Genomic DNA, 25,523 nt, shown 5'->3' with positions numbered 1-25,523 from the left:
ACCTGCACCTACAAGCCGAATCGACCTGTCCATTCCCTGACATCGCTTGACGCGCCGCCTCGGGGTGCTATACTAATAGGTAATATCAATCGGTGATGAGAAAAAGAGCCGCGTTGAAGCGGGTGTTCAGCGAGCAAGGGCCAGTGCAAGCCTTGCCACCCCAACGCGACTGGCGTTTTCGAGCCAACCAACTAAGTGCAAGGCACGCGCCTTGAAGTAGGGTGGAACCGCGCCGCTGGCGTCCCTATGTCAGATTTTTTGGCATAGTGGCGCCTTTTTGTTGTCACTGAGATAAAAAGGAGAACATCAATGACGAAGAAAATGAGCGTCCAGAAGATGATCCAGACCCTCCAGAACTTCTGGGCGGAGAAGGGCTGCATGCTGATGCAGTCGTACGATACGGAAAAAGGGGCGGGCACGATGAGCCCCTACACCTTCCTGCGCGCCATCGGCCCAGAGCCGTGGGCGGCCGCTTACGTGGAACCATCCCGGCGGCCAGCCGACGGGCGTTACGGGGAAAACCCGAACCGCCTGTACCAACACCACCAGTTTCAGGTGGTGATGAAGCCCAGCCCCAAGGAGATTCAAACCTATTATTTGGATTCGCTGCGCGCACTGGGCATCGAACCGCTGGAACACGATATCCGCTTCGTGGAAGACAACTGGGAAAACCCATCGATGGGTTGCGCCGGGGTTGGTTGGGAAGTCTGGCTTGACGGCATGGAAGTCACCCAGTTCACGTACTTCCAAGTGGTCGGTGGCCTAGAAGTTTCACCGGTGACCAGCGAGATCACCTACGGGGTGGAACGACTGGCGTCTTATATCCAAGACGTCAACAACGTTTTTGATCTCGAATGGGGCGATGGCGTCCTGTACGGCGACATCTTCAAGGAACCGGAGTACGAGCACAGCAAGTACTCATTCGAGGAAAGCGATCAGGCCATGTTGTTACGTTTCTTTGACGACTATGAAAAGGAAGCCTGGCGCCTGATGGACCTTGGGCTGGTGCACCCCGCCTACGACTACATCCTCAAGTGCAGCCACACCTTCAACCTGCTGGATGCGCGTGGGGTCGTCTCTGTCACTGAACGGGCAGGATACATGAACCGCATTCGTAAAATGGCGCACAAAGTTGCCCGTGCGTTCGTTGATGAGCGAAAGAAACTTGGGTTCCCGCTGTTGAAGCACCAGCAATCGGAGGTGGAAGCATAATGGCACACAACTACTTACTTGAGATCGGCCTGGAAGACATGCCGGCCCACGTCGTCACACCGAGCCTGAATCAGTTTGCCCAAAAGGCGACCCGCTACCTGAACGAGAACCACCTCGCGTTTGGGGCGATCAGGACCTATGCGACACCACGGCGGCTGACGCTGTTGATCACCGAGCTTGCCGAGAAGCAGGCCGACGTCGAAGAGGACGTCAAGGGCCCCGCCAAGAAAATCGCGCAGGACGCTGAGGGGAACTGGAGCAAGGCCGCCATCGGGTTCACCCGCGGCCAGGGGATGACCGTTGACGACATCACCTTCAAGGAACTGAAGGGCGTTGAATACGTCTACCTGCACAAGGCGATCACCGGCAAGGCGGCAGCTGAGATCCTGCCCGGCCTGATTGATGTGATCAAGAGTCTGACCTTCCCGACCCGGATGCACTGGGGCGCCAACAGTTTTGAATACATTCGCCCGATTCACTGGCTGGTGTCCCTGCTGGACGACCAGGTGATCCCGATGCAACTGCTGGACGTGGTGGCTGGCCGGCGCACGGAAGGCCATCGTTTCTTGGGCCAGGCCGTTGACCTCGCCACTGCGACCGATTACGTTGACGCTCTGCGCACCCAAAAGGTGCTGGTGGACCCGGCCGAGCGTAAGGCGCTGATCGCTAGCCAGATCGATGCGATCGGGCAGGCAAACGACTGGACCATCGACCTCGATGCCGACCTGCTGGAAGAGGTCACCAACTTGGTTGAATGGCCAACTGCTTTTGCCGGCCACTTCGATGAGAAATACCTCGCGATTCCAGAAGCCGTGCTGATCACTTCCATGAAGGACAACCAGCGCTACTTCTACGCGCGCGATCGCACCGGCAAGATGGTCAACGCCTTTATCGGCGTGCGCAACGGGAACCGAGACTACCTCGACAATGTGATCGCGGGGAACGTCAAGGTGCTGAACGCACGGCTTGAGGACGCAGCGTTCTTCTACGCGGAAGACCAGAAGAAAACCATCGCGGATTATGTGGCGCGCCTGCAAACTGTCAGCTTCCACGACAAGATCGGCTCAATGGCGGCCAAGATGGCCCGGGTGCAGACGATCGCCGGGATTCTGGCGGATCAAGTCGGCCTCGATGGTGCGGCCAAGGCGCACCTGTTGCGCGCTGCCGCGATTTACAAGTTCGACCTTGTGACCGCCATGGTGGGTGAGTTCGCCGAGCTGCAAGGGGTGATGGGCCAGGTTTATGCGACGCTGGCCGGTGAGGATCCGGCGGTGGCACTGGCAATCAAGGAACATTACCAGCCGATCAGTGCCGATGGGGCGCTGCCGACCAGTGTGGTCGGGACGCTTCTGGCGATCGCTGACAAGCTGGACTCGCTGATGAGCTTCTTTGCCGTTGATCTGGTCCCAAGCGGCTCCAACGACCCGTACGCGCTGCGCCGGCAGGCTTTTGGCATCGTCCGGATGGTGGCCGCGAACCACTGGGCCTTTGACATGACCGCCGTGCAAAATGCCGTGATCGCCGGCCTGACCGCCAACGATCAGCTCAGCGGCCTGGACTACGCGCACAATCTGGCGGCAGTCGCCGACTTCATGCGTGACCGCGTGGCCCAGTACCTGTCGAGTGAAACCATTCGCCATGACATCCTGGATGCCGTCAGCGGTAGCCACACGGTGGACGTGACCGCCATGATCGATGCCGCCGCGGTGCTGAGCAAACACGTTGACGATGCGGACTTCAAGGTCGTGATGGAAGCCCTCGGGCGCGTGGTGCGCATTGCCGATAAGCAGCCGAGTCACGAAGCCGTTGTGGTCGACCGCTTTGAAAACAGTACCGAAAAGGCGTTGCACGACGCCGTCAGCGCCACCAAGGCCGGCTATGGTCCGCAGCCGAACGAGGCCAACTATCAGGCCTTGCGCGCCCTGACGCCGGTGATCACCGACTACTTCACCGAAACCATGATCATGGCAGAGGATCCCGCTGTCCGGACGAACCGCTTGGCCGAGCTGACCGGACTGGCAGCATTGATTCACCAGTTCGGGGATGTCACCGCGGTGATCGTGAAGTAAGCAAGCCCACGGTTTGACATCCGTCGTTCAGGGGGTATAATATAGCTTGTATTAGTCTGCGGTAAATTCAACACACCAGAAGTCGCATTTCGATCGTGGAGTGCGACTTTTTACCGCTATCACGACGAATTGGGGGTGGCGCACATGGCAATGATCCCGAATGAAACTATCGATACGGTGCGCAACACCGTCAACATCGCCGATTACATCGGTCAGTACGTCGCGCTTCACAAGCAAGGTCAAAACCTGTTTGGCATCTGTCCGTTCCACTCTGAGAATACCCCAAGTTTCTCTGTCAACGAGAGCAAGCAGATCTTTCAGTGCTTCTCGTGTGGGCGCGGGGGCAATGTCTTCAAATTCGTGATGGACTACGACAAGCTGACGTTTCCGGAAGCGGTCGCTAAAGTCGCCGAGTTCGCCAACGTGCCGCTAGGCGTGACCATCACCAGTGACCGCCCGCAGGAAAGCGCCGCAGTCACCCGGCAGAAGGAAATTTTGCGACTGGTCACGGACCTGTGTCACCACGTGCTGGTGAACACCGCAGGCGGGGAGGCGGCGTTAGCCTACCTGACCGGCCGCGGGCTGAGTGACGAAACTATCGCGCACTTTGAGATCGGCTACCTGCCCAAGGACCGCACGATCCTCAAAAAGTTTTTGGATAGCAAGGCCGTCGATTACGATGAGCAGCGCGCCACCGGCCTGTTCGTCGAAGACGATCAGGGCCATCTGTACGACCGTTTCGTCGATCGCGTGATGTTTCCGCTGAAGGACGCTTATGGCGCGGTCATCGGCTTTTCCGGGCGAGTGCTGAGCAAGGACGGCCAGCAGGCGAAGTACCTGAACAGCCCCGAAACCGAGCTGTTCAACAAACGTGACGTGCTGTTCAACCTGGATGAGGCGAAGGGCGAGTTCAAGGGGGGCGGTGGGGCCACGCTTTTCGAGGGGTTCATGGATGTGATTGCAGCCTATCAGGCCGGGGTCAAAACCGGGATTGCCTCGATGGGCACGAGCCTAACCCAGGATCAAGTGAGCCTCATCGCGCACCACACTAAGCGCCTGACCATCTGTTATGATGGCGATGCGCCTGGGCAGCACGCGGCCGACCGCGCCCTGTCTTTGGTGCAAAACCACCCGAAGTTGACCGTCGGTGTGGTCGTGTTGCCGGACGGGCAGGACCCCGACGAGTTCATTCAAGCCCGCGGGGCGGACGCCTTTGTCAAGCAGCTGACGCACACGCTAACGCCGATCGGCTTTCGGCTGAGCTACCTCGCCGCCGACCGCGACATGACTGCCGATCAGGAGAAGCTGGCTTACATTGATACGGCCCTCAAGGCCGTTGCCAGCGACCCCGATCCGGTGGCCCAGGCCGTGTACCTGAACCAGATCAGTGGGCTGACCGGCGTCCCAACCACCGCACTGAGCCAGTCGCTGCAAAACGTGCGGCCCACTGCGCCGATGCAGGCCGCGGCGGGTGACTTTGGCCCACCGCCACCGGAACCAGAACCTGAGGCGTACGGTGGCGACCCGACGGCCCCACCGGTTGAAGCGGTGCACTACAACCGCTACGAAAAGGCCCAGCGCCAGCTCCTACAGCTGGCCTGGCACGACCCCAACGTGGCACGCCGGCTACACACACAAGACTTTCACTTTCCAACGGCCCACTACCAAGCGCTGTACGATGCTTGGCTCGGCTACGCCAAGACGGCGCCGGCGCCCGATGTTGCGGGCTTCATGGACACCCTGGACGCGGCGCTCATGCCGCTGGTGGCAGGCATCGAATTTGCGCCGCTACCGGATGGCCCGGATGAGGCCGTCGACGACCTCATCGCGCGTGCGCAGGAGGAAAGCACAGTGACCTCACTGGACGCCATCAAGCAACAGCTGAGCCAGGCCCAGCAACTCGGGGATACCGAGGCCGTCAGAAAGTTGACGATGCAGTATTTTACCCTGATGCGTCAGATCAAGACCACCCAATAATGCTCAGGCGCCCATGTGGCGCAGACCCAAGGAGGAACTTTAATGGCTGAAGAGACCAACAAGAAGTATTCGGCAGCAGTTAACCAGATCATTAAGGACTACAAAGCGAAAAAGCAAATCACCAACGAGGCGCTGGTGAGCGCCATCGTCAAGCCATTTGAGTTGAAAAGCGCCGCCGTTGATGAGCTGATGCAAACCCTTGAGGACAACGGCATCTCCATCGTCGATGCCAACGGTGATCCTTCCGAACGCAGTCTGAAAAAAGAAAAGAAGATCTCCAAGAAGGAACTGTCCGACATGTCCGCGCCAAGCGGCATCAAGATCAATGATCCGGTACGGATGTACCTCAAGGAAATTGGCCGCGTCTCCCTGCTGACCGCCGACGAGGAAGTCGCCTTGGCGCTTAAGATCGAGCAAGGGGACCAAGAAGCCAAGCAGCGGCTGGCCGAAGCCAACTTGCGCCTGGTGGTGTCCATCGCCAAGCGCTATGTCGGGCGCGGCATGCAGTTCCTGGATCTGATCCAGGAAGGGAACATGGGGCTGATGAAGGCCGTCGAGAAGTTCGACTACCGCAAGGGTTTCAAGTTCTCCACCTACGCCACTTGGTGGATCCGGCAGGCCATCACCCGTGCGATCGCCGACCAGGCCCGCACCATTCGGATCCCGGTCCACATGGTCGAAACCATCAACAAGCTGATCCGCATTCAGCGGCAGCTGCTTCAGGACCTCGGGCGCGAACCAACGCCAGAGGAAATCGGGGCCGAGATGGACATGCCAACCGAGAAGGTCCGCGAGATCCTGAAGATCGCGCAAGAACCCGTGTCGCTTGAAACCCCGATCGGGGAAGAGGACGACTCCCATCTGGGCGACTTCATCGAAGACCAAGACGCCACGAGTCCAGAGGACCACGCGAGTTACGAACTGCTCAAGGAACAGCTCGAATCCGTGCTGGACACCCTGACGGACCGGGAGGAAAACGTGTTGCGCCTGCGCTTCGGCCTGGATGACGGCCGCACCCGCACCCTGGAAGAAGTCGGCAAGGTGTTCGGGGTCACCCGCGAACGGATCCGCCAGATCGAGGCCAAGGCCCTGCGGAAGCTGCGCCACCCAAGCCGCTCCAAGCAACTCAAGGACTTCCTCGAATAGCACCGACAGCCACCCCCAACCGGGTGGCTTTTTTGATCGCCGTGCCCGCACGTCGCTAATTCGGAAGTTTTCCCGGAATGGCTGTCCGTCATCAGGCCGAGTCGTGTATACTTGAATCAGCAAAACAGATGAGGAGTCCACACTTTCATGGAAAAATTTCACTTGTCCCAGCGCCTGCAACACATCGCCAACTTCTTGGGGGACGGCCGCCGCATCGCCGACATCGGCACTGACCACGCGTACATTCCCATTCAGCTCGCCAAAGATGGCCTGATCGACTTTGCGATCGCCAGCGATGTCGGCGCGGGGCCGGTGGCCATTGCGACCGCCAACGTGGCCGATAACGGCCTCAGTACGGTGATCGATGTCCGCCTGGCCGATGGCTTGGCCGGCATTCGGCCGGAAGATGGCATCGACACGATTTTCATCGCCGGAATGGGGGGCCTGTTGATCCAAGACATCCTCACCGCCGGGCTCAGTTACTTGGATGGCACAGAGACCCTGGTGCTGGCGCCCAACCGCGACGATGAAGCCGTGCGCACTTGGCTCGCCAAGCACGAGTTCGGGATCCTGGACGAGGATTTGGTCGAAGAGCAGGGTCACGTTTACCCGATCATCGTGGCGGGCCAGACCAAGCCGGAGGTGCCGTACACCGAGGCCGACCTGATTCTCGGCCCCGTGTTACGGCAGAAGCGTAGCCCCCTGTTTTTGACCGAGCTCGACAAGCGCATCGACAAAACGGCGGCGGTGCTCAAGGGCTTGGCCAACGCGCAAGCCGTGCCCGCAACCAAGGTGGCCGATGAACAGCGCCGCCTCGCGCTGTTTCAAACGGAGCGCACCGCAGAGTGACCCTTGAGGAGGAATTGCTATGCTGACAGGCCAAACGATCATCGACCGCTTTGAAACATTCGCCCCACCAAGTCTTGCCGTGCCGGGCGACCCTGTCGGCATCCAGCTTGGTTCGGCCAGCCAGCCCGTGCACACGGTGCTGGTGACGCTGGACGTGCGCCCCGAGGTGGTTGAAGAGGCGATCCGGCTGAACGCCGACATGATCTTCGCGCATCATCCCGCGGTGTTCCGGCCCGTGGCGAACCTTAACTACGCGGACCCGCAAAACCGGATGTATGGCCGCTTGGCGGCGGCTGGGATTCTCGTGTACGCCGCACACACCAACCTCGACCGGGCTAACGGGGGCATGAACGACTGGTTGGCCGCCGCCCTTGACCTGAGTGACGTGCAACCGTTCATCGCCAGTGGGGATGAGGCCAACATGGGCCGCATCGGGCGTTTGCCGGCGGCCATGCCGCTGGACCGCTTTGTGCAACAGGTCAAAAGCGCCTACCACGTTCGCGGCCTGCGGGTGATCAGTGCCGACCTGACTCGGCCTGTGCAGCGCGTCGCTATTCTCGGCGGCGACGGGGGCAAGTTTTACCGCGAGGCGCAGGCGGCTGGGGCGGATGTGTACGTGACCGGTGACGTCTACTACCACACCGGCCACGATATGCTGGCGCATGACATGCCCGTCATCGATCCCGGCCATCACATCGAAGCCATCATGAAAAACGGGGTGCGCAGCCTGCTGATCCAGTGGGCGACGGCGCTCGACTGGCCGGTCCAGGTCATCGCGTCCACGCTGAACACCGATCCGTTTACGTTTATGTAGCCCATCACGCAAAACCGCGCCTGCGTCCCTCCAAAAGGGGCACAGGCGCGGTTTTTCAGTCGATTGGGGGCGTGAAGTGATTCTCCAGCGTAAACTGCAGCGGCGGCACACTTTCATCGATGCAGGCCTGCCAGTAGGCGACGTGCTGCACATCGATGGGGTCGGTGCTGGCCGCCACGTTCTGCCCCGGGGCCGTCTGCTCCGAGTACCAGAACAGGTAGAAGCGCCCGCCGATGGTGGCGGAGAAAAGCGACTCCGACTGCAGGTGCTCGGGGCCGAGCGTGCGATCGACGGCGGCCTGATTGGTCCGCAAAAAGGCCATCCACTCGTGCGCTTTGGCGATTTGATCGGGGTAAACCGCGAACCCTTCCAGCTCAATTGTCATCTCAGCGTCTTTCATAGGTTCGGGTCCGTGGTGAAGTTGAGCGGGCTCAGGTCCGTCGACTGCGCCAGCAGCTGCATCGTGAACGCCTGCCAGGCGGTTTTGGCGATCGTCGCGTTCGCCGTGGTGGCACTGGTGGCGAGGGCGGCCAAGTCGGCAGCGACGGTGGTGCGACTGGTCGCATCGGTCGCCGCAATGTTGGCCAGCAGTTTGGCCTGCGTCGCGGTTTGCGTGGCGTTCAGCGCGCTTTGGAAAAAGCGGAAGTGCGCGTCCATCAAAACGCTGGCGAGCTTGTACTGCCAGTACGCCGAATCCAGACTCGGCGGCAGCGCCCCGCGCTGGTAGTCGACTGGGGTCGTGGTGGTCCCGGCAAAGAACGGCACGAACTGGCTTTGCGCCGCCACGCCCATCGCAGTCCAGTGCAGGTCTGCGATTTCATAAGGCAGCGCTTGGCGCAGTTGGAGGACGTGGGCCTCCTGCGTCCGTGCGAGGCTGATCGGCCGGAAGCGGTGATTCTGCGGCGCGGTTTTGTCTGCTGGGTCGTACTCGGTTTCCTCAAAGTGCGCGCTCAAGATCTCGAACGCGTCCTCCACGAACAGCGGCCGGTCCGCCTGCAGGCAAAACGGCAGATTGTCATCGGTCGGCGTACTCGGCCGCGACGGGGTGAGGCGGCGCTGGGCGTCCCACACGCGTGGGGTGTTGTACGTGTGATCGAAGGCCCCATGCGTGCCAAAAATGTTGCGGAAGTTGAAGGTCGTGCCGCGTTCCCACAAGTGGTGCTGCACCGCAAAGTCAAACAGGTCCGGGCAGTACATGAAGTCGGGGGAGTCGGGGAGCACGCGCTGAATGGCGAGCTGGTTGGCGACCACCGCGTAACAGTCGTCCGGGATGCGCTGGGCCACCCAGTGGTGCCCGGTCGCGATCTCCATGTACCAGGCCTCGTCGTGGTCGGCAAAGAGCACCCCGTTGGCTTCGCCGGTGCCTTGCGTTTCCACGATGCGGCCCAAGCGGCGCACGCCTTCTTGCGCCGAACGAATGTAGGGGAGCACCACGGTCACCATCGCCTCTTCGAGGATGCCGGTGTCTTCCAGAAACGGGTCAGCCCCTTGAACGCGGGCGTTGGCGTAGGCACTTTCGGTAGCGCTCATCGCCACGCCGGCCGAGTTGATCCCGGCCTCCTCAAATAACCCGTACTGGTCGGTCCATTCAGGCGTGGCCGTGTACTTCAGCGCGTGCGCAGGCAGCGGCAGGGTGAAGCGGTTGGCCTTGGACGTGAACGTCTCCGGCGTGTCACTGGTGCGCGCTGGCCGCACCACCACGTGCTTGGGCCACGCGGCCTTGCTGTCTTCGTTGCGGCCAATCATCACACTGCCATCGGCGCTGGCCGCCTTGCCGATCAGAATGCTGGTACAGGATGTACGCGTTACCACTGTCTTGTCCTCCTTGATACCTGTTCGTGGATCACGAACAAGGTTTTGGGTGCTGCTTCTAGTTTACCAAAAAGTGTCGCGGTGGGCTGGTTATTCCGCAAGGGCGCGTGTATTCTAGTGAAGGTTGTAGTTTGGTCGCCCGAAGCGCGGCCACCCGCAAAAAATATGTGTCTTTGAATCGTAGACAAAAGTGAGGACGCTCATGGCAAAATTAACCCAGTACGCACAACACGATACGCTGAGGCGCTTGGCCGTGGTCTTGGCCAGTGGCCTGATCACCGCCATCGCCTTGAATTTCTTTTTGACCCCCGCCAAGGTCTTTCAGTCCGGGGCCACCGGGATCGCGCAGCTGCTTTCGCTCTTCCTGCAGCGCGCCGGCATCGCATCGGGTGATCTCACCGGGTGGTTCAACTTGCTCTTGAACCTGCCGTTGGCCTACCTCGGTTGGCGCAAACTCGGCCGTGACTTTACCGTGTTCAGCTTCTTAAATACCGTGGTGATCTCCGTGCTGGCGATCCTGCTGCCGGTGCACGCCTTATCAACCAATCCGCTGATGAACGCGATTTTTGGCGGAGTCCTGACCGGTGCCGGAGTGGGCATCGCGCTGCGGTTCGGCTTCTCCACCGGGGGAATGGACATTCTGTCCATGTTCCTGGCCAAAACCACGCGGCGCCCGGTCGGCGCACTGATGTTCATCATCAACCTCGGGATCATCCTCATTGCTGGGCTAGGCGTGCAGTGGGAAAGCGCGCTTTACACGATCATTTCGATCTACTGCATGACGCGCGTAGTGGACGGCATTCACACCTCCAACCAGAAGATCACCGCAATGATCGTGACGGAACACGCCCCTGCCGTGATCCGGGCAGTGTCTGACCGGCTGATCCGTGGCATCACAGTGGTGCCAAGCAAGGGCGGCTACCTCGGGCGCCCGAACAGCACACTGATGATCGTGATCACGCGCTACGAGCTTTATGACCTGACCCAAGCCACGCTGGGGGCTGACCACGCGGCCTTCATCGACATCCTCAACACCGTCGGCGTGGTTGGCGAGTTCCTGACTTCTGATGAGCAGGAGGCCAAGCGCCAGACGCGCACCAAGCTGCCGGAGTGAAGGGGCAGTGCCCAGGATGGGCCGGGCCACTGAAAAAATCGGGCGCCAGACTGATTGCCGCAGCATCGCAGAAAGCGTTTAATCTGGGCTAAAGGACTGACATGACGGGGAGGATTAGGGATGGACAAGCGTGATCTGTGGATTCTGGGCGTGGCCGGGCTGTGGGGCCTGTTGGTCGGCGTGCAGGTGCTTCGGGGCCATTGGCTGCGGCTGGTGCGCGGCAACTTTTTCGGTGGCCAAACCGAGGCGTTGAAGCAAGGCGGCGCGCGATTCGCCGGCTGGTTTTACATCGGCCTAGGAATTCTGGCCGAGGGGTTGGTTTTAGGGGCGGTGTTTTTAGGCTGGCGCTAAGCCTCACTACCCACACCGCCAAAAATATGCGATAATAGAGCCACTTGATGCCACAATCAAGCGGCTTTTTATGTGGGCCGGCAACCGATCACCGCCTACCCGCCGCAAAGATGCCGTCATTTTTTAACCCAACTGTTGCGCCAGCGGCCAATTGTTGGCCAGCTGAAGCCAGTCATTAAAGGAGACTCGATAATGCCATTAGTTCATATTGACTTGATTGAAGGGCGCAGCCCAGAGGCGTTGCGCCAAATGTGTTTGGACGTGACCGAAGCGATCGCCAAGAACACGGGCGCCCCTAAGGAACACATCCACATCGTGCTGAACGAAATGGCGACGAATCACTACGCCGTCGCCGGTGTCCTCAAAGCGGACGAAAAGTAACGGAGGCAATCCATGAGTGACGCGCAAGAAACCCCAGAGGAAACCGAATACTTCCTCGACATGAAGCGTAAAATCGTGGCCGCACTTGAAACGGTCATCGACCCGGAGCTCGGCGTGGATATCGTCAACCTCGGGCTGATTTACGGCGTGGATTTAGACGAAACCGGCCACTGCGATGTTGAGATGACCCTGACTACAATGGGGTGTCCGCTGACGGACATTCTGGACGACAGCATTCACCACGCCTTGCTGGCGGTGCCGGGCATCAACTCGCTGGACATCCATTTGGTTTGGTACCCCGCTTGGGGGCCTGAACGGATGAGCCGCTACGCCAAGATGGCGCTGGGGATCCACTGACAAAGACCGCCGCGGGCGGCCTTTTTGGTGACCGGACCCGGCCACCCGACCGGCTGGCGGACCTGGCGGCCGATGATCTGACGACCGCTGGCACACGACCCGAAAGGAGCACCCTGTGGACTACTGGCAACGCCTCACCGAAACTGCGTCGCAGCTCACCCAACCGACCGTGCACGCACAATTCATCGCCATGCGCGACTGGCGCACCGCGGTGGCCGCAAATCGCTTGCCGGCGCAGCCGCTGCCACCGCTGGGTCTTGACCCGCTGACGGGATTGGGTGCGCCACCGGCTCTGGCGGTGGCACTGACGGTGTTTGACCACCTGGCGCGGCACTTTCGTCAGTACATCGCGTACCACTACGGGATGTGGGCGTTCGTGTCACAGTCGCTCTTTACGACTTGGCAGACGCTGTACGGGCCCCGCCGTTACCTGGAAGTGGCCGCCGGTAATGGTTATGTCTCCAAGGGTCTGGCCAGCATGGGGAACCCGGTGATCACCACCGACCCACTGGCTTGGGTGACGCATAATAAAACGGGGCAAACGCCGCTAGTGCCCGTCACACGCGCCGGCGCAACGGCTGCTTTATGGCGCTACGGGGCCCAGGTGGACGCGGTCGTGATGGCCTGGTCACCGGACAATGAGTGGAGCGACGCCGCTTTTTTGCGGTGCCTGCGCACGCATTTCCCACAGCTTGAGTTATTCGTCATTGGCGAGCGCAACGGGGCGACCAACAGCACACTGTTTTGGCAGCAGGCCGAGTTCGTCACTGACCGCCGCCTGTTACCGCTGAACCGCGCGATGCCACGGTTTGATGCCATCAATGACCGTATTTATCGCATTCGCTGACAAGGAGGGCCACGCAGATGAAACGTTTCGGCTTGATTGATTTGCTTTGGATCGGCCTGGTCCTGCTCGCCGGGTGGACCTGGTCGCTTCACGACCAGTCAGAATACGCCGGGCGCCTGGACCACAACGGGCTGTCCGAGGCGGCCTGGGTGCTGCACCCGACGCATGAGCTGACGGTTCAGGCTGCAGCGACGCAACTGGCCGCGGCCGATCTAAAAAACCTGCAAGTCCAATTCCACCGCGCCGGGGTCATCTATCTCTACGCCACCGGCAATACACAAAGCCTGCCCCTTGATTCAGGGCAGTGGTTCTCCGCCGCGGACTTGCGCGCCACGCTGCCAGTCGCGGTCGTCGGCAAGGCGCAAGTGCCCAAGCTTTACACCGGCGCCAACCAGCAGTACCTCAAGTGGGCGGCCGGCTATGTGCCAGTGCTGGGGGTCGTGGCCACGCGCGAGGCCAGCCCGCTGAACCAAGCCTGCTTCATCAATGCCAGCAGTACCGCAGCCGCCGCAGTGCGCGTTGCGACGACGAAGGTGTACGTTGACGGCACCACCCTTGCGGCGCAAAAGACCGCGCTGTTAAAGATTTTCGGTGGCACCGTCACGCATTACCAGTACGCGACAAACACAGCCAGCACGTGGTGGACGGATAACGGGCCAACGCTGGCACGGTGCCTCGGGTTAGTGCTAGCCGCCTTGGGACTGGCGTGGGGGACAGTGCGGCTGCTGCCGCCTCGCGTGCCGTTCGGCCTGGATGCAACGATGCAAGCCCAGTATTTGCGGGGCTTATGGCTGCGGACCTTAGCCCACGCAGCCGGGGCAGCAGTCCTCGGGCTGGTCGCTTCACTCTGGTGGTTTTACCTGACGGATAAGGCGCGGATGCTGGCCTTTGTGCTGGGGCTGTGGGTGATTTACGGCATCGGGGTGCAAGGCTTGTGGCGCCACCAAGGCGCGCGAAAGGAACGGGAGACACGATGACAGATTTTCCAACTGGTTTTGAGCAGAAGTACCGCACGCTCCTAGGGGCGGACGCGGACGCCTTTTTGGCCAGCTTCGAAGCACCACTTCACAGTGGCTACCGCGTGAACCCGCTGCGGCCCGAAGCGCCCCTGACCACCCAGGGGGACCCGATCCCTTGGAGTCAGTGGGGCCATTTTGGCAAAGTCGCAGGCAACGGCATCGATCACGTGACGGGCTACGTGTACAGTCAGGAGCCCAGCGCGCAGTTCGTCGGCACGGCGGCGGCACCGGTCCCGGGAGAAGTCGTTCTTGACCTGTGCGCCAGCCCCGGCGGCAAAACCACGCACATTGGCAGCTACATGGCGCAGCAAGGGGTCCTGGTCGCCAATGAGATCAACGCCGGCCGCGCCAAAGTGCTGTCAAGCAACGTGGAGCGATTCGGACTGCAAAACACGATCGTGACGAACAACGATCCCGCAACGCTCGCCGCGGCCTGGCCGGAGGCGTTCGATCGCATCCTAGTCGATGCCCCGTGTTCGGGGGAAGGCATGTTTCGCAAGGACCCGGCCGCGATGAGTTATTGGACACCGGATTACCCGGCCAGCTGCGCGGCGCGTCAGCGCGAAATTTTGCAGGCGGCTGTGGCGATGTTGCGGCCGGGTGGCACACTGATTTACTCGACCTGCACCTTCAGCCCGGAAGAAGACGAGCAGATCGCCGCCTGGGCGCAGGCCAACCTGGCGCTCACCTTAGTGCCGCTGGCCAAACCAGCCGGCGTTGCCTCAGGGCGGCCAGAATGGGCCGATGGCGACCCGCGTCTCGCCAACACGGCGCGACTGTGGCCGCATCAGCTGGCTGGCGAGGGGCATTTTGTGGCCAAGTTCGTCAAGGCGGGTGATGCGCCACGCCGGCAGGGGCACGCCCCAGTGGCGAGCCGGCTGACCAACGAGCAGCGCACGAGCTGGCAGACCTTCGCGCGCGAAAGCCTGACGGTGGCCTTCGCCGACCGCGTGCTCGTGACGCGGCGCGATCAGCTTTACGCGTTGCCGCTCGCAACGCCTGATCTGACTCGGGTAAAAGTGCTGCGCCCCGGGCTGCACCTCGGGACGTTCAAGAAGAACCGGTTTGAGGCCAGCCACAGCCTCGCCACGGCCCTGGCACCCAGCGCCTTCACGCAGGTCGTTCCGGTCACTGACGCGGAGTATCAGCGCTACCGTCACGGGGAAACGCTCGCGCGCCCGGCACTCAAGGGCAAGCAAACCGTGCTGCTGACGCTGGCGGACAAGGGCTTTGCGCTGGGCAAGCTGGTCAACGGCACCATCAAAAACGCGTACCCCAAGGGACTGCGGGTCTAGCCACACGAAAAGGCGATGCCAATTGCGGCATCGCCTTTTCGTGTGGGGTGGGTTTGAGCACTACGGGTGGGGGAGGCCGCGCTGGGTGCGGTAGTGGTCAAGCGTGGGTGCCAGCACCACCGGCACTGTCGTCAACTCGGGGAGCGTGGTGGCGCCCACCAGCGCCATCAACCCGGTTAGCTGCGTCTGCCACACCTTGAGGTGCGCGATCGTCTCCGCCTCGCCGTCTTGAAGCAGCCAGTGCAACACCAGCCCACTGAGGCCAACGGCGCTGGCGCCTAGGCGCAGGGCCTTGAGTGCGTCCAGCGGGGTGCGCAGGCCACCAGTGGCCAGGATCGTCAAGCCGCTGCCTTGCGCCTCGAGCAGCGATTCCACCGTGGTTTGCCCGAAGTCTTGCAGGTAGCTGGCATCATGCCGCGGTCGCCGGGCGTTCTCGATCTGACCGAAGTCCGTGCCGCCGCGACCGCCAATGTCCACGGTGGTCACACCGACCCGGCGGAGCTTGGCCAGCGCCTCACGGGTGAAGCCGTTGCCGACTTCTTTGACCACCACCGGTACCGTTACCGTCGCCACAATGGCCGCAATGGCATCAAGCCAGTGAAAGTTGCGATCACCTTCGGGCATCACCAGCTCCTGCACCGCGTTGAGGTGCAACTCGATCGCATCGGCGTCAAGCATCGCCACCGCCTGTGCGACCTGCGCCGGCGTTTTGGTGGCGCCCAGGTTCCCCAGGATGAACGCGTGCGGGGCGTTGTTGCGCAGCGTGGCAAAGGTCGGTGCCAGCGCCGGCTCAGCCAAGGCAACGGCCTGCGAGCCGCTGGCGATCGCGAGGTCACAGGCCGCCGCAATGCGGGCCAGCTGGCCGTTCAGCGTTGCGGTTTGGGCGGAGCCGCCGGTCATCGCGTTGATGTAAAGCGGCCAGCGCCAGCCAAACGGCAGGGCGTCAAAGCGCACGGCCGCCACCGCCGCTTCCGGTAGCGGATCGTGGAGCAGGCGCACATCGGCAAACCCCGCGCTGGCGGTTGCCTTAAAGTACTTTTCGGCCAAAAAAACGTGCTCGTCTTTGCGGTGTGACTGAATCGATGGGCGCATTATTGATCCTCCAGAATGTGAGCGGCAGGGCCAGGGGCAGTGGTCATCAGACGCCCGGCAAACCGCGGCAGCAGCGCCGCCTGCACGGCATCAACGTGGGGGGCGAGCGTCAGGATCTTGACGTTGGGGCCGGCGTCCATGGTCGCATACGCCGGCACACCTTGTGCACGCAGCGCCTGCACCGTTTGCCAGACGGTCAAGGTCTCGGGCTCAAAGTAGGTGAATGCCGGGTCGGCCGCCATGATGGCCGCGTGCATCTGCATCGCGCTTTGCTCGGTCAAGTGGCCGATGGCAGGAAAATCATTAGCGGCCAACGCCTGGATCATGGCCGCCGCTGCGGCCTCGTTGTGCGTCACCCAAGCGGGATAGTAGGGACTGGTCGCCACGGTGTTGGCCATCAGTGCCCGCGACGACACTGGCTTGGGGCCAGCGTTGACCAGCACCACCACCATCCGTAGGGGCAAGGTCGTTGCCGGCAACGCCTCGGCAAAGGAGGTCGCGTCGTCGTGGCCTCGGTGCCACACCGAAAGCCCCCCAAACAGGGAGCGGGTCGCGGAGCCGGAGCCGCGCCGCGCCAAGCGCGACAAAGCCTGCGCATCAAGCGTCAGCCCAGCGGCGCGACTGGCCGCCAGCGCCAGCGCGGCGTAGGCACTAGCCGAGCTGGCTAGGCCGGCGGCGGTGGGCACATGGTTGACGGAGCGCACGCGCGCCCGGGTGGTCAGCCCAGCTTGGGCCCGCACCAGATCGAGAAACGGGGTCACCTTGGTGGTCGGCCGCACTTGGTCGGCCAGCGTGAACGTGTCAGCCGGCAGCGCCGGATCAAACACCACGGTGGTGTCGGTGTAAAAATCGGCCAGCGTCAGCGAGACGCTGCTCGTGTACGGCAACATCAGCGCCGCATCGCGTTTGCCCCAGTACTTGATCAGGGCGATATTGGTGTGTGCGCGCGCAGTGGTCATGCGTGGCCCTCGCTTTCGTCAAAATCATGGCGCCACACGCTGGTGGCGCCGGCATCTGTCAGTGCGGCGATGAGTCGATCGGCATGCGCACCGTCTGCCGCTAGCGCGATCATGCAGCCGCCTTGACCGCTGCCCGTCAGCTTGGCACCAAGCGCGCCCGCCTGGCGCGCGGCAGTGATCAACCGCTCAAGCGCAGGACTGCTGACGCCAAGGGTGGCCAGCGCCTGCTGGCTGGCATTAAGGCTGGCCCCCAAAGCCACGAGGTCGGAAGTGGCCAAGGCGTGCGCCGCGCGCTTGACGGCGGCGCCGATGCCGGTGATCAACGGCGTCACACGCGCCGGATCGGCCTGCAGCGCAGCGGCGACCTGCGCCACGGCGGCTTTGGTTTGCCCGCGCACCCCGGTATCTGCGATCACCAGTGTGCCGCGCGTGGGAAACGCGATCGGCTCTGGCGCGTGGCCCTTGACGAACCACTGCGGCACAGTCGCACTCGTGGTCGCAGCGTCCAGCCCGCTGGGATTGCCGTGGATGGCGCGCTCAGACACGCCGGCCCATTCCAACAGCGCCGCCCGTGTGAGCGGGGCGTCAAAGGCCGCGTAAAGCGCGCGGATCACCGCGGTGGCCGTGGCAGCGCTGGACCCCATGCCGCGCTCAGGTGGCAAGGCACTGGTGATCGTCAGGTCAAACCCCTGCGTGGTGGCGTCAAAATGCGTCAGCATCTGGGCCACCAGCTGCGTGATGCCGGCAAAGGGCAGGGCGGCCGCCGCCAGTGCGCCGGTGTAGTAGCTGGAGCGAACGCGCTGGGCGTGGTCGGCGCGCGGCGTGACGGTCGCCGTCAGCTGAATGGTCGGCACGGGTAGCGCGATGGCCGGCTGGCCGTACACGACCGCGTGCTCACCGATCAGAATGATCTTAGCAAAACTGGTTCCGGTTGCGGTTTTCACAATCAATCTCTCCCTTAACTTCTCAATAAATGATACCCCAAAGGACCGGTGGCGACTACGCACGTATGGTAAAATTAACCCAATCATTCCATGCCAGACGCAGGAGGCAATCAAATGAGCTTACAATTCATTCTTGGGACCGCCCAAGCGGATCATCACCAGGCGGTGATCGACACCGCGCGCCAGTGTCTGCACCAAGACGCGCAGGCACAGGTGTTTTACCTGGTGCCCAACCACGTTAAGTTCGAGGCTGAAGTCAGCTTGCTGCAGGGTCTGCGTGAGGGGCCGGTCAGCGCCCAGACGCGCGTGCAGACGCTGTCTTTTTCGCGGCTGGCGTGGTACTTCGTCAAAAACGACCCGGTGTACCAGCAGCCCCGGCTGGACCGCGCCAGCAACACCATGCTGGTCGCGCGCCTGCTGCAGGCGCATCAAGCCGAACTGCGCGTCTACGCCGGTGAAACCAGCCGCCCTGGCTTCATCGCCCAGCTCGCCGACCAGCTCAGTGAGCTGACCACGGGGCGCGTCACCGCCGCAGCGTTGGCCGCTGTCGCCGCCACGCTCCCGGCCGGGGACCGGCACCGCCAAAAGCTGGCCGACCTCGTGGTAATGCTGACTGCCTATGAAGACGCGATCGGCCCTTACGTCACCGAGCCCAGCCTGCTGACGGCGCTGGGGGCCAAGCTGCAGACGCTGGATCTTTCGCACACCACCTTCATCCTCAACCACTTCAACGACCTGTCGGCTACCGAGCTCGCCTTGGTCACCGCGCTGATGACCCACGCCAAGCAGGTGGTGGTCGCTTTGACACTGGATCGACCCGCCGTTGATGGCGTGCCGACGCCCCCGGCGCTGTTTCTGCCGGCGGCGCGCGTGTATCACCGGCTGTACAAGGTGGCCAAGGACGCGAAGCTGGCGATCCTGCGCGACCGCTACGCCCAACCGCGCACGCTGAGTCCCGCAATGGCCGCTGTCGAGGCCTTTTGGCGCGCCGACACCGCGCTGAGTGACGAGACGCTTGCGCCGGTGGCCGCCGGCGTGACGCTCGCCAAGGCCAGCGATACGTATACCGAGCTACGTCACGTGGCCCAGGCCATCAACCAGGCGGTGCACCACGGCGCGCGCTACCGCGACTTCTTGATCGTGGCGCGCCACCTGGACCCGTATAAGGACCTGATCGCGCCTATTTTTGCCGCGCTGCAGGTGCCGGTGTTCGTGGACGTGGAGCACCCGATGGCTAACCACCCGCTGATGGCACTGCTCGACAGCCTGCTTGCCATTCAGGCCCACCACTACCAGTACCAGGACGTGATGCGCCTGCTCAAAACGGAGCTGCTGGTGCCGGAGACGATGACACTGGCCGAGTTCCGTGAAGCGCTAGACGTCACGGATAACCACCTGCTGCGCACCGGTTTGACCGGCAGTCAGTGGCTGAAGGGGACCCCCTGGCAGTACTTCCGCCGCCGCGCCGATGATGAGGCCAGCGACCGCGACCCGGCCAAGACGCGCCAGATCAACCAGATTCGCCAGTACGTCGCGGCGACCTTACCGCCGCTTTTTGATGCGCTGACCCACGCCGAGACCGGGCAGGCCGCAGCGACCGTGCTTTACCAATGGCTGACCCAAAACGGCGTGACCAAGCGGCTGGGGGCCTGGCGGCAGGCGGCGATCGACGTCGGCGACCTCGCGCAGGCCAGCGCCGGTGAACAGGCCTGGACGACCTTCGTGGGCCTGTTGGACGACTTTGTGGCCGTTTTGGGGGAGGCGCCGTTTGACCTCGCCCAGTTCACCGCGCTGTTAGCCGCCGGCATTGCCGGCGCCACGTACACGCAGATCCCTTCCACGCTGGACCAGGTCACCGTGTCCGAAACCGGGCTGAGCCGACTGGCCAAGTTCAAACACGTCTTCGTGATTGGTGCCACCAGCCTCGTCATGCCGGACACACCCAGCGACACGGCGGTGCTCACTGCAGCCGACCGCAAACTGATCGGGCCACAGCTGCCGGACGGCGCCTTTTTGGCCCAGGCCGGGGTCGACACGACGCTGGGGGAGCCGTTTTTGAACTACCTGGCGATGCTGGCTGCCGACACCAGCCTGACCATGAGCTACCCGGTGTACGCCGAGCGTGAGAACCAACCATCCGCCTACCTGACCCAGCTGGCGGTGCGGCTTCAGCGCCCGATCGAAGCGTGGCAAAGCGTGCAGCTGACCACGCCACTGGAAGCGGTGGCCGGCACGGCCCGCAGCTTGTTGACCGACTTTGTCGCCGTGGCGCGCCAGGCGCAAGACCAGCACGTCGCCTTGGGCCCCACCTGGCAGGGCGTGTTGCGCGTCCTGCAACAGGACCCCAAGCGCGGCCACTTGGCCACGCGGTTGGCCGGCAGTCTCGACTACCAAAACGCGGTGGGCCAGCTGAGCCCGGATCTGGCCCAAAAACTCTACGGTGCGCACCTGAACGTGTCCATTTCCAAGCTGGAAACTTACTACCGCAACCCGTTCGAGTACTTCCTGACCTACGGCTTGCGGCTACGCAAGCGCCCCGAGTTCGAGCTGACGCCGGCTGACACCGGTTCGCTGTACCACAGCGTGATGGATCAGTATCTGCGCGACTTGGCGGCGCAGGACCGCACGCTGGCAGAGGTGGCACCGGCCGAGATCGGCCCCGCCGTCACGTCCTTGATCGACGCGGCGGTGCAAAACCCGGGTTACGAGATCCTGACCGCCAACGCGCAGATGGCCACCGTGCGTCAGCGCGTGGTGCGCATGCTGACGGATGTCTTGGTCAACATTCACGGCCAGCAGGCGCGCAGTGCCTTTCGCCCGCGCGCCACGGAGCTGTTGTTCGGCCAGTTCAACCAGGAAAACGGCTTGGCCCCGCTGATTTTGCCCGTGGGCCGCGACCACTCGATCACAGTGCGGGGCAAGATCGATCGGCTCGACACCGTGGCGCTGAACGATGCCGAGTACTTCCTGATCGTTGACTACAAGTCGTCCGCGCACGATTTTGACCCGCTGGCCGCGTACTACGGCACCAGCCTGCAGCTTTTGACCTACATCGACGCGGTGCAAAACAACGCGCGCGCCAGCCAGCAGCAACTGCGCCCAGCCGGGGCCGTGTACTTCAAGTTCACCGAGCCCAAGCTCAAGTACGCACCGGGCCAAGACACGCAGGCCGAGGCCTTCAAGCAGTACCAAATGAAGGGGCTGCTGGTGATGCCAGAAGCCAGTGATGAGGCCTTGGCGCTGGCCGCCGCGCTGGACCGGACGCTGGCCACCGCCGGCAAGTCCGCCATTGTGCCACTGGCCGTCACCAAGGCCGGCGCGTTGGCCAAGACCAACAAGAACCGGCTCACCCCCGCCGAGCTGCACCTGTACCTGCTGCACAACCGCCGCCGCATCACGGCGGCCGCCGCCGCGATCCTGCAGGGCACCATCGACCTGGCGCCGATCCAGTTCAACCAAGAAAGCACGGTCATCACCAACAGTGACTACCAGGCCATCATGACCTTTGACCCGGCCACCGGTTACGACCGCTACCACCACGTGCCGCACCTGGACCGCGAGACGCTGCTGGATCATCTCAAAGCAGAGCAGGACGACTTAGACGAAGAGGAGACAGACGATGAACTTCACGACTGATCAACAACATGCCATCACCCACACCGGCCACGATGTCCTGGTGTCGGCCAGCGCCGGGTCGGGCAAAACGGCCGTCTTAGTCGAGCGCATCGTCAGCCAGGTGCTCGCCGGCCAAGACGTCACGCGGATGCTGATCGTGACCTTCACCAACGCCGCAACGGCCGAGATGAAGCTGAAGATCCAAAAGGCGCTCAAGGATCGGCTGACAGAAGCGCGGCACACGCTGAGTGAGGCCCAGCGCCGCCATCTGGCCAACCAGATCGCCGTGATGAACGCCGCGCCGATCATGACGCTGGACGCGTTTTCCCTGCAGGTGGTGCAGCACTACTACTATATCATCGACCTAGAGCCCGGTTTTCGCCTGCTGACCGACGACACCGAGCGCACGCTGCTTGAAACGCGGGTCTGGGAAAGCCTGCGCGAAACCGAGTACGCAGGCGCAAACGCCGCGGCCTTTGCTGCCCTGGCCGATAACTTCAGCGGCTTGGCGTCCGGCAATCCGACCCAAGACGGGCTACAACCGGTCGTGTTCCAGCTCCTGCAGTATGCCCAAACCACCACAGCCCCGGCGCAGTGGCTCCAAGCGTTGCCCGACGCGTACTCGCCGGCCGGGCTGGACGCGCTGTTTGCCCACCAACTGTGGCCACAACTGCGCCCCCAGCTGCTGCAGCTGGCCGCCGGCTTGGAGGCCGCCCGGGCCACGCTAGCGGATCCAGCCTTGGCCCCCTGGGAGGCGAATCTGCAAACCACACTGGATCAGGTGACCAATGCGCTGGCCCTGGATGCCCCGGATTACGCCGCGGCGCAGGCCGCGCTGAGCGCCATCGGGTTTGACCGCTGGCCCGGCAAGAAGGTGGATGACAGCCTCAAGCCGGCCAAGGACGCCGCCCACGCGCAACGCGAGGCGCTCAAGCCGACACTGGCCGCGGTGCAGGCCAGCGTCGCCATTGCGCCGGCCGATCTCACGGCCGCCTTGACTCAGGTGGGGCCGCTGATGACGACGCTGAGCCGCGTGTGCCAGGACTTTTTGGCCGCGCTGACGGCCGAAAAGGCGGCGCGCCACGTGCAGGGGTTCGCCGATATCGCCCAAAACGCGCTGCGCATCCTGACCGCGGTGGACCCGCAGACCCACCAAACCGTTGCGGCCAACTACCAGGCGGCCTTTGACACGGTGCTGGTGGACGAGTACCAAGACATCAACCAACTGCAAGAAGCGCTTTTGACCGCGGTGAGTCAAAGCACGCCAGGCAACCGCTTCATGGTGGGGGACGTCAAGCAAAGTATCTACGGCTTCCGCCTGGCCGACCCACAGCTGTTTTTGGCCAAGTACCAGGCCTTCGGGGCCGACTCGGCCGCCGGCGAGCGCATCGTGTTGGCTGAGAACTTCCGCTCCAGTTCAAACATCCTGGCGTTCACCAACCTTGTGTTCAGTCAGCTGATGGACACGCAGGTCGGCCAGCTCGACTACGACGAAGACGCCCAGCTCAAGCTCGGCGCCACCGACATCCCCGAAGAGTTCGCCCCGGCCACCGAGTTCCTCATTCACCTGACCGACCAGCCCGAAGACGATGCGCCCGCCGGCGACGACGAAACGGCGGCGGGGCTGGACAAGGACCAGGCCGAGGCGCAGATGGTGATCCGCCGTATTCAGGCAATGGTGCAGGACCCGGACTGCCAACTGTACGACCGCAAAGCCAAGGCGTACCGGCGGGTGACGTACCGCGATATCACGCTGCTGTCGCGCTCGCGCAGCCAAAACATCGTGCTGCAAAGCGAGTTCGCCCGGGCTGGGGTGCCGATCGTGATCGCCGACGCACAGAACTATTTCAAAACCACTGAGTTGATGGTGATGCTGTCGCTGCTGCGGGTCATCGATAACCCCAAGCAGGAAATTGCGCTGGTGGCCGTCCTGCGCTCGCCGCTGGTCGGTCTGTCCGCAGACGCCTTGGCGCTGATCCGCCTGGCGGACCGCTTCGCCAGCTTCGACGACGCGCTGGTCGCCTTTGCGACACAAAGCGGCGGCACCGCCTTTGCCCAGCAGACCCGCCAACAGGTGCAGGCGTTTCTGACGCAGCTGGCCGAGTTCCGGGATTTTGCCCGCGAACACGAGCTGGTCGACCTAATTTGGCACCTGTACGCGGAAACCGGCTACCTCGACTTTGTCGCCGGCCTGCCCGGTGGAGCGCAGCGCCAGGCGAACCTGCGCGCCTTGGCGAGTCGCGCGGCGGGCTATGAGAACGGCGGCTTCAAGGGCCTGTTCGCGTTCATCCGCTTCATCGAGCTGATGCAAAAGCAAAACAAGGACCTCGCCATGCCCGTCACCCTGGCCCCAGACGTCAATGCGGTGTCGTTGATGACCATTCACGGCAGCAAGGGCCTACAATTTCCCGTGGTGTTCCTGATGGCCGCCAGCAAGCAGCTGAACCTCAAGGACCTGAACCAGCCGTTGATCCTGACGCCAGAGCTGGTGGGCTGCCAGTGGCTGGATCCCGCCACGCGCGAAGTCTACGCCCTGCCGCAGTACCAGGCGGCCAAGGCGGCCAAAAAGGCGCAGTTGCTGGCCGAGGAGGAGCGCCTGCTGTACGTGGCGCTGACGCGCGCCGAGCAGCGGCTGGTCATCGTCGGCACCGGTGGCACCGAGGAACAGCTGCGCGCTAAGTGGGCCAAGGTGGCCGACGCGCCAGACCTACTACTGCCCGCCGGCGTGCGCGCCGGGGCCGGCAGCACCCTTGACTGGCTGGGGGCCGCGATCGCGCGCACTGAGGCGGTCACCGAAGGGACACCGCTGCCGGCGCTGCGCCGTTTTAACGCCCCCATCACGCTGACGTTCGTCCACCAGGTGGTGCCTGTGATCCAGGCCACCAAGGCCACCAGTGGCACCCAACCCGCGACCAGCCTTGACCTGCCGGCCTGGCTCGCCTTCACGTACCCGTATGCCGCCGCAACGGCGACCACCGGGTTCCAAAGCGTCTCGGAGATCAAGCGGGCCTTCGACGACCCTGACACCATTGAGCTGGTGACCAGCAACCGGCAACTCGGCGGCAACCGCTACGTCAACGACTTCGCGCAGCCCGCGTTTTTGGCCACCGGGACCCAGGTGCCGCGCACCGTGGTCGGCTCGGCGACCCACTTGGTGCTTCAGCTGCTTGACTTGGGCCAGCCGGTGACGGTCGCCACGATCGAGGCCACGGTCGCCGAGTTGGTGGCGGCCGGCACGCTGACTGAAGCCGTGGCGCAACAAATCGATGTTGCCACGCTAGTGCGCTTTTTTGCGACCCCACTGGGCCAGGCCCTGCAGGCCAACGCGGCCACCGTGCAGCGCGAAGTGGCGTTTTCGCTGCTGCTGCCGGCGGCGCAGCTGTTCGCGCCGATGCAGGGGGACGATGCCGATGTCCTCATTCACGGGATCATCGACGGCTTCTTCGAAACCGCCGCCGGGGTGACCCTGTTTGACTACAAGACGGACCACGTGGTGGGGGCCAGCGCACCGATCGTCGAACGCTATCGCGGTCAGCTCAACCTGTACGCGCGCGCCTTGGCGCACCTCACCGCTAAGCCTGTGTTGCACCGCTACTTGGTGCTGCTGGCGACCGGTGAGGTGATCGACCTAGCCCCGACTGCCAAAGCATAGTAGAATGGATTCAGACTG

The 25,523-nt window shown here is 62.9% G+C and carries 20 protein-coding genes; 15 read left to right on the top strand and 5 right to left on the bottom strand.

Annotated elements, in window-relative coordinates; translation table 11 throughout:
* Positions 1-309: 309 nt before the first annotated feature.
* The 6 genes from glyQ (at position 310) to EKM88_RS04240 (ending at position 8,067) form a co-directional block, all read left to right on the top strand.
* A complete protein-coding gene (gene glyQ, locus EKM88_RS04265) occupies positions 310-1,212 on the top strand; it encodes a glycine--tRNA ligase subunit alpha (protein ID WP_125703462.1) in 903 nt (300 codons plus the stop codon).
* A complete protein-coding gene (glyS, locus tag EKM88_RS04260; protein ID WP_125703460.1) occupies positions 1,212-3,281 on the top strand; it encodes a glycine--tRNA ligase subunit beta in 2,070 nt (689 codons plus the stop codon). The genes glyQ and glyS overlap by 1 nt, the downstream gene beginning before the upstream one ends.
* Positions 3,282-3,431: 150 nt before the next feature.
* Positions 3,432-5,258, top strand: coding sequence for a DNA primase (gene dnaG, locus EKM88_RS04255; protein ID WP_125703657.1), 1,827 nt, complete (start codon positions 3,432-3,434; stop codon positions 5,256-5,258).
* Positions 5,259-5,300: 42 nt separating this feature from the next.
* Positions 5,301-6,404, top strand: a complete 1,104-nt coding sequence (gene rpoD / locus EKM88_RS04250) for an RNA polymerase sigma factor RpoD (protein WP_125703458.1) — start codon at positions 5,301-5,303, stop codon at positions 6,402-6,404.
* Between the two features lie 147 nt (positions 6,405-6,551).
* Complete coding sequence (locus EKM88_RS04245) at positions 6,552-7,253, top strand: tRNA (adenine(22)-N(1))-methyltransferase (protein WP_125703456.1); 702 nt, start codon at positions 6,552-6,554, stop codon at positions 7,251-7,253.
* Between the two features lie 19 nt (positions 7,254-7,272).
* On the top strand, positions 7,273-8,067 hold the full coding sequence (locus EKM88_RS04240) for a Nif3-like dinuclear metal center hexameric protein (protein WP_125703455.1): 795 nt from the start codon (positions 7,273-7,275) through the stop codon (positions 8,065-8,067).
* 55 nt (positions 8,068-8,122) lie between these two features.
* Here EKM88_RS04240 and EKM88_RS04235 read toward each other — a convergent pair whose 3' ends face one another.
* Together EKM88_RS04235 and EKM88_RS04230 are read right to left on the bottom strand one after the other, a co-directional pair.
* Entirely contained in the window at positions 8,123-8,452 is a 330-nt protein-coding gene (locus EKM88_RS04235; protein WP_125703453.1) for a DUF6176 family protein, read from the bottom strand.
* An 11-nt stretch (positions 8,453-8,463) separates the two neighbouring features.
* Positions 8,464-9,879: a C69 family dipeptidase gene (locus EKM88_RS04230; RefSeq protein WP_125703451.1), complete on the bottom strand. Its 1,416-nt coding sequence runs from the start codon at positions 9,877-9,879 to the stop codon at positions 8,464-8,466.
* Positions 9,880-10,081: 202 nt separating this feature from the next.
* Between EKM88_RS04230 and EKM88_RS04225 the strand changes: the two genes are divergently transcribed.
* From EKM88_RS04225 to EKM88_RS04195, 7 genes are all read left to right on the top strand, one after another.
* Entirely contained in the window at positions 10,082-10,993 is a 912-nt protein-coding gene (locus tag EKM88_RS04225; protein WP_125703449.1) for a YitT family protein, read from the top strand.
* Between the two features lie 120 nt (positions 10,994-11,113).
* On the top strand, positions 11,114-11,344 hold the full coding sequence (locus EKM88_RS04220) for a hypothetical protein (protein WP_125703447.1): 231 nt from the start codon (positions 11,114-11,116) through the stop codon (positions 11,342-11,344).
* Between the two features lie 192 nt (positions 11,345-11,536).
* Complete coding sequence (locus tag EKM88_RS04215; protein WP_125703445.1) at positions 11,537-11,725, top strand: 2-hydroxymuconate tautomerase; 189 nt, start codon at positions 11,537-11,539, stop codon at positions 11,723-11,725.
* Between the two features lie 12 nt (positions 11,726-11,737).
* Entirely contained in the window at positions 11,738-12,082 is a 345-nt protein-coding gene (locus tag EKM88_RS04210) for a metal-sulfur cluster assembly factor (RefSeq protein ID WP_125703443.1), read from the top strand.
* Positions 12,083-12,197: 115 nt separating this feature from the next.
* Positions 12,198-12,929: an SAM-dependent methyltransferase gene (locus tag EKM88_RS04205; RefSeq protein WP_125703441.1), complete on the top strand. Its 732-nt coding sequence runs from the start codon at positions 12,198-12,200 to the stop codon at positions 12,927-12,929.
* A gap of 17 nt (positions 12,930-12,946) precedes the next feature.
* On the top strand, positions 12,947-13,906 hold the full coding sequence (locus EKM88_RS04200) for a hypothetical protein (RefSeq protein WP_125703439.1): 960 nt from the start codon (positions 12,947-12,949) through the stop codon (positions 13,904-13,906).
* Complete coding sequence (locus tag EKM88_RS04195) at positions 13,903-15,243, top strand: RsmB/NOP family class I SAM-dependent RNA methyltransferase (RefSeq protein WP_125703437.1); 1,341 nt, start codon at positions 13,903-13,905, stop codon at positions 15,241-15,243. The genes EKM88_RS04200 and EKM88_RS04195 overlap by 4 nt, the downstream gene beginning before the upstream one ends.
* A gap of 60 nt (positions 15,244-15,303) precedes the next feature.
* On the opposite strand, the gene fni is transcribed toward EKM88_RS04195, so the two are convergent.
* From fni to mvk, 3 genes are read right to left on the bottom strand one after another with little or no spacing between them, the layout of a single operon-like run.
* Entirely contained in the window at positions 15,304-16,335 is a 1,032-nt protein-coding gene (fni, locus tag EKM88_RS04190) for a type 2 isopentenyl-diphosphate Delta-isomerase (protein WP_125703435.1), read from the bottom strand.
* Positions 16,335-17,294 (bottom strand): diphosphomevalonate decarboxylase, encoded by a 960-nt coding sequence (gene mvaD / locus EKM88_RS04185; RefSeq protein ID WP_125703433.1) that lies wholly within the window; start codon positions 17,292-17,294, stop codon positions 16,335-16,337. The genes fni and mvaD overlap by 1 nt, the downstream gene beginning before the upstream one ends.
* On the bottom strand, positions 17,291-18,238 hold the full coding sequence (gene mvk, locus EKM88_RS04180; protein ID WP_125703431.1) for a mevalonate kinase: 948 nt from the start codon (positions 18,236-18,238) through the stop codon (positions 17,291-17,293). The genes mvaD and mvk overlap by 4 nt, the downstream gene beginning before the upstream one ends.
* A 114-nt stretch (positions 18,239-18,352) precedes the next feature.
* On the opposite strand from mvk, the gene EKM88_RS04175 reads away from it, so the two are divergent.
* Together EKM88_RS04175 and addA are read left to right on the top strand one after the other, a co-directional pair.
* Positions 18,353-21,874 carry a PD-(D/E)XK nuclease family protein gene (locus EKM88_RS04175; RefSeq protein ID WP_125703429.1) on the top strand — a complete coding sequence of 1,174 codons (3,522 nt, stop codon included), beginning with the start codon at positions 18,353-18,355 and terminating at the stop codon, positions 21,872-21,874.
* Positions 21,858-25,505 (top strand): helicase-exonuclease AddAB subunit AddA, encoded by a 3,648-nt coding sequence (gene addA, locus EKM88_RS04170; protein WP_125703427.1) that lies wholly within the window; start codon positions 21,858-21,860, stop codon positions 25,503-25,505. The genes EKM88_RS04175 and addA overlap by 17 nt, the downstream gene beginning before the upstream one ends.
* Positions 25,506-25,523: the final 18 nt, after the last annotated feature.

The sequence above is a fragment of the Lacticaseibacillus daqingensis genome (genome assembly GCF_003946115.1).
Lineage (GTDB): Bacteria > Bacillota > Bacilli > Lactobacillales > Lactobacillaceae > Lacticaseibacillus > Lacticaseibacillus daqingensis.
The sequence above is the reverse complement of the archived record's forward strand: the minus strand, read 5'-3'. Positions and strand labels throughout refer to the sequence as shown.